The organism is Cryobacterium sp. (genome assembly GCF_025463825.1).
Taxonomy (GTDB): domain Bacteria; phylum Actinomycetota; class Actinomycetes; order Actinomycetales; family Microbacteriaceae; genus Cryobacterium.
The window spans coordinates 63,220-70,178 of record NZ_JAODBG010000064.1 but is presented as its reverse complement, the minus strand read 5'-3'; the positions used below and the strand labels follow the sequence as shown (position 1 = coordinate 70,178).

7 protein-coding genes are annotated in these 6,959 nt (G+C 66.5%); all 7 read right to left on the bottom strand.

Translation table 11 applies throughout. The features are described 5' to 3' along the window. A partial coding sequence (locus JWP54_RS08380; protein ID WP_297370261.1) for a ribonucleotide reductase N-terminal alpha domain-containing protein occupies positions 1-970 on the bottom strand: 970 nt, incomplete at its 3' end. Positions 971-1,005: 35 nt separating this feature from the next. Continuing rightward, positions 1,006-1,410 (bottom strand): class Ib ribonucleoside-diphosphate reductase assembly flavoprotein NrdI, encoded by a 405-nt coding sequence (gene nrdI, locus JWP54_RS08375; RefSeq protein WP_297370230.1) that lies wholly within the window; start codon positions 1,408-1,410, stop codon positions 1,006-1,008. A 106-nt stretch (positions 1,411-1,516) separates the two neighbouring features. Next, entirely contained in the window at positions 1,517-1,750 is a 234-nt protein-coding gene (nrdH, locus tag JWP54_RS08370) for a glutaredoxin-like protein NrdH (RefSeq protein ID WP_066592430.1), read from the bottom strand. Between the two features lie 362 nt (positions 1,751-2,112). Continuing rightward, positions 2,113-3,156 (bottom strand): LacI family DNA-binding transcriptional regulator, encoded by a 1,044-nt coding sequence (locus JWP54_RS08365; RefSeq protein WP_297370215.1) that lies wholly within the window; start codon positions 3,154-3,156, stop codon positions 2,113-2,115. A gap of 82 nt (positions 3,157-3,238) precedes the next feature. Beyond that, positions 3,239-4,255, bottom strand: a complete 1,017-nt coding sequence (yjfF, locus tag JWP54_RS08360) for a galactofuranose ABC transporter, permease protein YjfF (protein ID WP_297370213.1) — start codon at positions 4,253-4,255, stop codon at positions 3,239-3,241. Beyond that, positions 4,252-5,325: an ABC transporter permease gene (locus JWP54_RS08355; protein WP_297370211.1), complete on the bottom strand. Its 1,074-nt coding sequence runs from the start codon at positions 5,323-5,325 to the stop codon at positions 4,252-4,254. The genes yjfF and JWP54_RS08355 overlap by 4 nt, the downstream gene beginning before the upstream one ends. Next, complete coding sequence (locus tag JWP54_RS08350) at positions 5,322-6,845, bottom strand: sugar ABC transporter ATP-binding protein (RefSeq protein ID WP_297370209.1); 1,524 nt, start codon at positions 6,843-6,845, stop codon at positions 5,322-5,324. Before JWP54_RS08350 ends, JWP54_RS08355 begins: the two co-directional genes overlap by 4 nt. Between the last annotated feature and the right edge of the window lie 114 nt (positions 6,846-6,959).

Below are 6,959 nucleotides of genomic sequence, written 5' to 3'. Positions count from 1 at the left end.
CGTCGACCATCTCGTGGTACTTCTCGGAGACCGAGATGTCGGCGAACGGCACGCCGTAGACGCGCTCGACGTCGTACGGGGAGAACAGGTACATGTCCTCGTTGTTCTTGGCCAGCTCGAAGGTGATATCGGGGATGACCACACCGAGGGAGAGGGTCTTGATGCGGATCTTCTCGTCGGCGTTCTCCCGCTTGGTGTCGAGGAAGCGCATGATGTCCGGGTGGTGCGCCTGCAGGTACACCGCACCGGCGCCCTGACGGGCACCGAGCTGGTTGGCGTAGCTGAAGGAGTCTTCGAGCAGCTTCATGACGGGGATGATGCCGCTGGACTGGTTCTCGATCTGCTTGATCGGCGCGCCGGATTCACGGATGTTGGAGAGCAGCAGGGCCACGCCGCCGCCGCGCTTGGACAGCTGCAGCGAGGAGTTGATGCCGCGGGAGATGGACTCCATGTTGTCTTCGATGCGGAGCAGGAAGCAGGAGACGAGCTCGCCGCGCTGGGCCTTGCCGGAGTTGAGGAAGGTGGGGGTCGCGGGCTGGAAGCGGCCGGCGATGATCTCCTCGACGAGAGCGATCGCGAGCTCTTCGTCACCCTGGGCCAGGCCGAGGGCGCTCATCACGACGCGGTCCTCGAAGCGCTCGAGGTAACGCTTGCCGTCGAACGTCTTGAGCGTGTAGGAGGTGTAGTACTTGAACGCGCCGAGGAAGGTCTGGAAGCGGAACTTCTTCGAGTAGGCGAGGTCGTTGAGCTTGGTGATGAACTCGAAGCTGTACAGGTCGAGCACGGCCTGCTCGTAGTACTCCTTCTCCACCAGGTAGTCGAGGCGCTCGCGCAGGGAGTGGAAGAACACCGTGTTCTGGTTCACGTGCTGCAGGAAGAACTCCCGGGCAGCTTCGCGGTCCTTGTCGAACTGGATCTCACCGTCGGGGCCATACAGGTTGAGCATGGCGTTGAGGGAGTGATAGTCCATGTCGAGGCCTGACGGCGGGCTGATCGGGGTGACCTTCACGGCTGTTGCTTCCAAAATTCTTCCAATCCATCGTGAACGGTGGCTACATCGTCCGGGGTGCCGAATACTTCAAAGCGATAGAGATGGGGCACGCCGCACTTTCGCGCGATGATGTCCCCGGCGAGGCAGAAGGCCTCACCGAAATTCGTGTTGCCGGCGCCGATCACGCCGCGCAGGAGTGAACGGTTCCGCTCGTCGTTCAGGAAGCGGATGACCTGGCGCGGCACGGCCGGCCCGAGGTTTCCGCCGCCGTAGGTGGGTACGACGAGCACGAACGGATGCTCCGCCACGAGCGGCGCATCCTTCGGGTAGAGCGGGATGCGGGCGGCCGGCCGGCCGAGCTTCTCGACGAACCGGGCGGTGTTGCCCGAGATGCTCGAGAAGTAGATGATGTCGACCACACCGGCGGCGGTGCCGGTGGCGGACTCGCGAGTGGAATCAGCCTGGAGCAGCATGGGTCCCCTTTACGTGCGAGCTGTGCGGTCGGCGCCCCCAGGCGCGGAGTGATTACGCCAGGCGGGCGGCGAGCTCGTTGATCTTGTCGGGGCGGAAGCCCGACCAGTGGTCCTCGTCGGTGATGACGACGGGTGCCTGCAGGTAGCCGAGCGCCTTGACGGCCTCGAGTGCGTTCTCATCGGCGGACAGGTCGAGGATGTTGTACTCGATGCCCTTGTTGTCCAGGGCGCGGTACGTCGCGGTGCACTGCACGCAGGACGGCTTGGTGTAAACGGTGATTGCCATCTGAAGAGGCCTCTCGTGTCGTTCTCGTCGTTCATGACCGTGGCAAAGCTGTGCAAAACCCGTGGTGAAGACGTGATGGAAATGTGTTGGAAATGCACTCGAAAAGTGCGAAGTTCTTTGTGAAGCGTTGTGCGATTGCTTGGACTTCAATACTACATCTAGTGATCCCGGATGGGAACGGCCACTACATGCGGGAATTACAATTATGTACTTATCCACCGACATTCCACTGGTTGTCAACAGGCCGAAGCCGGCGAAAGCCGCAGAATCCCGCGGTGCCGGCCCAAGTTATCCACAGGTCGCCGAGGTTGCGGATTTCCCCCTGTGGAATTCGTCGCCGGGCGCGTCGGCCGCGCCGGGCCCTAGCCGCCGGAGGGGAACGGATCGTGCGGGGGTGCCGTCGACGACCGGACGACGAGTTCCGGCACCATGGGTGGCACACCCGGCGATTCCTCGTCGGCGAGCACGGCCAGCAGGGTGAAGAGGATGTCCCGGCCCAGGCTGTCGAAGTCCTGGCGCATGGTGGTCAGCGGCGGGGCGAAGAACGCCGACTCCGGGATGTCGTCGAAGCCGATCACGCTGACGTCGGCCGGCACCGCGAACCCGTGCCCCGCGAGGGCGTGCACCAGGCCGAGCGCCATCTGATCGTTGCCGGCGAACACCGCGGTGAAATCTAGCGGTGCCCCCTGCTGGGCCAGTGCGGTGCCGAACCGGAATCCGCTCGCCGGCGACCAGTCCCCCACCATCGGTTCGAGCGCGACCAGCCCACGCGCCGCCAACTCGTCGCGCCAACCGCGCACGCGCTCGATCGCATCCATCGAATCGGCGGGGCCGGCCAGATGGCGGATGCGGGTGTGCCCGAGGCCCGCGAGATGCGCCACGGCGGCCCGCGCCCCCCGGTACTGGTCGATCGCCACACTGTGGAAACCGCTGCGCCCACTGGGATCGACCGCGATCAGCGGTACGCCCAGCTCGATGCCCTGCACGGTGTCCAGCGCATCCCGGTGGGCGGCGATCAGCACGATCGCCTCCACGTTCTGCCGCAACAGCAGTTCCACCGCCGACCGCAGGGAGTCCGGGTCCGATTTCAGCATGCTGGCCATGCTCACCGCGTACCGGGACGACCGAGCCGCCTCGTTGAAATGCAGCACGGCGCTGGACGGGCCGTAGTCGGGCCCGCCCGTCGTGATCAGGCCGATGGTGCGTGAACGCCGGGTGACGAGCGCCCGAGCCGCGGGCGACGGCCGGTAGTTGAGGGCCGCGATGGCCTTCTCCACCCGCTGCCGGGTGGCGGGCCGCACATTGGGCAGGTCGTTGAGCACCCGGGAGACCGTCTGGTGCGACACCCCCGCGAGCCGGGCCACGTCGAAGATCGTCGCGACGCGCGTCTTCTCATCGTTGGTCACAACCACCTCCTGCGGCCGGTGCGGCCGCACCGACGCGCGACATCCTGCTCACTACCATTCTCTCGACTGCGACGGGCCCGCATTACCGCCGCAGAGTCGTCAAGAGTCGCTGCAGCACGATGAAGACCAGCAGCAGGGCGCCGATGACGATCTTCGTCCACCAGGAGCTCAGGGTACCCTCGAAGCTGATGATGGTCTGGATGATGCCGAGCACCAGCACGCCGAGCACTGAGCCGAGGATGAACCCGGACCCGCCCGTCAGCAGGGTGCCGCCGATCACGACGGCGGCGATCGCATCCAGCTCCATGCCCACCGCGGTGAGACTGTAGCCGGAGAGGGTATAAAAGGTGAAGAGCACCCCGCCGAGCGCGGAGCAGAACCCGCTGATCACGTACACGAGCACCCGGGTGCGGGCCACGGGCAGGCCCATCAGCATCGCGGACTGGCCGCCGTTGCCGATGCCGTAGACCGTGCGGCCGGTGCGGGTGTAGTGCAGGACGAAGAAGGCGATGGCCACCACGATCACCGCGATTATCACGCTCGGCGTGATCGCCAGGCCCGGGCCCAGCGGAATCCGGGTTTGCGCCATGTCGACGAAGAACGGGTCCGTGATGGAGATCGAGTTGAGGCTGATCACGTAGCAGAGCCCACGGGCCAGGAACATCGCCGCCAGGGTGGCGATGAAGGGTTGGATCTCGAAGTAGTGGATGACCAGGCCCACCAGCATCCCGAGGGTGGAACCGACCACCAGCACGATGGCGATCACCACCAGTGGGGGCCAGCCCGCCCGCAGCAGGAACGCGGCGATCATGGTCGACAGGGCCACGACGGACCCCACCGACAGGTCGATCCCGCCGGTGAGGATCACGAAGGTCATCCCTACCACGAGCACCAGCAGGAACGAATTGTCGATCAGGAGGTTGAGCAGCATCTGCACGGAGAGGAACCCGCGGTACCGCGTGGCGCCCACGCCCCACATGGCGATGAGCAGGATCAGGGTGACGAGCACCGGGGTGTACCGGGAACCGAGGTTGAAGCGGCCTCGGGGGCGCACGAATCCGGGTCGGGCCGTGGGCTTGTCGATGGTGCGGATGCTCATGAGAGGACCCCTCCGGTGGATGTCGTGACGGGTCGGCGCCGGTCGGGTCGGCGCCGGTCGGGCCGGCGACGAAGCGACCCGAGACGCGTCTGCAGGGCCGGCGACTGGAGCAGGCACACGATGATCACCACGAGCGCCTTGAACACCAGCGTGATCTCCGGAGCGATCCCCACGGTGTACACGGTCGTGGTGAGCGTTTGGATGATCGCGGCGCCGATCAGGGTGCCGCCGAGGGAGTAGCGCCCGCCGGCCAGGGAGGTGCCGCCGATGACCACGGCGAGGATGGCGTCCATCTCGATCCAGAGGCCGGCGTTGTTGGCGTCGGCGGCGGTGACATTGGAGCTGATCATCAGGCCGGCGATGCCGGCGCACAAGCCGCTGAAGATGTAGACCATCCAGATGATGCTGCGGCTGCGTACACCGGCGATGCGGCTGGCCTGCGGATTGATGCCCACCGATTCGATCAGGAGGCCCAGCGCGGTCTTGCGGGTGAGCACCGCCGCGATGGCGAACATGCCCAGGGCGATGATGATCGACGCGGGCAGCGCCAGCCAGTACCCGCCGCCGATCACCTTGTACGGCGCCGAGTTGACGGTGACGATCTGGCCCTCGGTGATGAGCATGGCCAGGCCGCGGCCGGCGGTCATCAGGATGAGGGTGGCGATGATCGGTTGCACCCCGATCACCGAGACGAGGAAGCCGTTCCAGGCGCCAAGGATCAGCGCCAGCACGATGGAGATTCCCACGGCCACCAGCACCGTGGTGGGGCTGTTCGGGTCGGCGGAGCCGGCGATGATCGAGCAGGCCAGGGCGCCGGAGATGGCGACGACGGCGCCGACGGACAGGTCGATGCCGCGGGTGGCGATCACCAGGGTCATGCCCAGCGCCACCAGCAGGGTGGGGGCGCCGTTCCGAAGGATGTCGACCAGGCTGCCGAAGAGGTGGCCGTCCTGCAGCCGGATGGAGAAGAAGGCCGGGCGCACCGCCACGTTCAATACGAGCAAGCCCAGCAGGGTCACGATCGGCCAGAACAACCGGTGCTTGAGCGCGCGGGTCACGGTGGGGTTCATGATTCGGCTCCGCTCGCGATGAGGGTCATGACCTGGCCGACGGTGACGTCGTCGTTGACGATGTCGGCCACCTTCTCCCGGTCGCGCATGACAACGATGCGGTGGCTGAGGCGCAGCACCTCCTCGAGCTCGGCGGAGATGAAGACCACCGACATCCCGTTCTCGGCGAGGTCGGCGACGAGCTTCTGGATCTCGGCCTTGGCGCCGACGTCGATACCGCGGGTGGGTTCGTCCAGGATCAGCAGGCGCGGGGCCACGGCCAGCCAGCGCGCCAGGAGCACCTTCTGTTGGTTGCCGCCGGAGAGGTTCTTCACGATGGCGTCCGGGTCCGGCGGCCGGATGTTGAGCGCCTGGATGTAGCTGGCCGCCAGTTCGTCCTGCCGTTTCTTCGGGATGCGGCGAAACCAGCCGCGGTCGGCCTGCAGGGCGAGCACGATGTTGTCCCGCACGGTGAGGTCCTCGATGATGCCCTCGCTGCGGCGGTTCTCCGAGGAGTAGGCGATGCGGGCCTTGAGCGCCATTCGTGGGGTGCGCAGCCGGCGGGGCCGGCCGCCGATGCTCAGTTCGCCGCGGTCGGGCCGGTCGGCGCCGGAAAGCAGCCGGGCCAACTCGGTGCGGCCGGAGCCGAGCAGGCCGGCCAGCCCCACGACCTCACCCTCGTACACGCTGAGGTCCACCGGGGCGATGGAGCCCGTGCGGCCCAGCCCGATCGCCTGCACGAACGGTGCCTCTTCGCTCTCCTCGCTGATCGGCGCCCGCTCCTTGCGGTCGAGGTCGGAGAGCACGGCGATGTCCTTGCCGATCATCTTGTGCACCAGTTCGATGCGGAGGATCTCATCGGTGAGGTACTCGCCGACGAGTTGGCCGTTCCGCAGCACCGTGAGCCGGTCGGAGATCTCGTACACCTGCTCGAGGAAGTGCGAGACGAACAGGATCGCGACGCCGCTCTCCTTGAGGGAGCGGATGACCCGGAACAGTTCGGAGACCTCGTCGACGTCGAGACTGGAGGTCGGTTCGTCCAGGATGAGCACCTTGGCCTGCACGTCGATGGCGCGGGCGATGGCCACGAGCTGCTGCACGGCGAGCGAGTGCGTGCCCAGCTGCGAGGCCGGGTCGATGTCGAGGTTGAGGCCGTCGAGGATCTCGGTGGCGCGGGCGCGCATGGCACGCCAGTCGATCGCGGCTCCCCGACGGGGTTCGCGGCCGAGCATGATGTTCTCGGCCACCGACAGGTTGGTGAGCAGGTGCACCTCCTGGTACACCGTGCTGATGCCGGCTTCCTGGGCCTGGGCCGGACCGGTGATCAGCAGCGGTTTGCCATCCAGCAGGATGCTGCCGGAGTCGATCGGGTAGACGCCGGTGAGCGCCTTGATCATGGTGGACTTTCCCGCACCGTTCTCCCCCATCAACGAGTGCACTTCGCCGGGGAACATGCGGAAATTGACCCGGTCGAGCGCCTTCACGCCGGGGAAGGAGATGGAGATGTCCGTCATATCGACGACGGGGGCCTGAGTGGTCATGCCGAGCTCTCTTCATCGAGACGGGTGTGTGGCTGGTGGTGCCGAACTGCGGGTGCCGCGAAGCGGGGGGGGCGCCGCGTCGTGGGCCAGCCGGTCGAGCGCCGGCCCACGACG

What these genes read in the sequence shown, in the direction of transcription:
- nrdH (WP_066592430.1), bottom strand. Translation starts at nt 1,750, where the DNA reads ATGGCAATCACCGTTTACACCAAGCCGTCCTGCGTGCAGTGCACCGCG.
- yjfF (WP_297370213.1), bottom strand. Translation starts at nt 4,255, where the DNA reads ATGAGCATCCGCACCATCGACAAGCCCACGGCCCGACCCGGATTCGTG.
- JWP54_RS08355 (WP_297370211.1), bottom strand. Translation starts at nt 5,325, where the DNA reads ATGAACCCCACCGTGACCCGCGCGCTCAAGCACCGGTTGTTCTGGCCG.
- JWP54_RS08350 (WP_297370209.1), bottom strand. Translation starts at nt 6,845, where the DNA reads ATGACCACTCAGGCCCCCGTCGTCGATATGACGGACATCTCCATCTCC.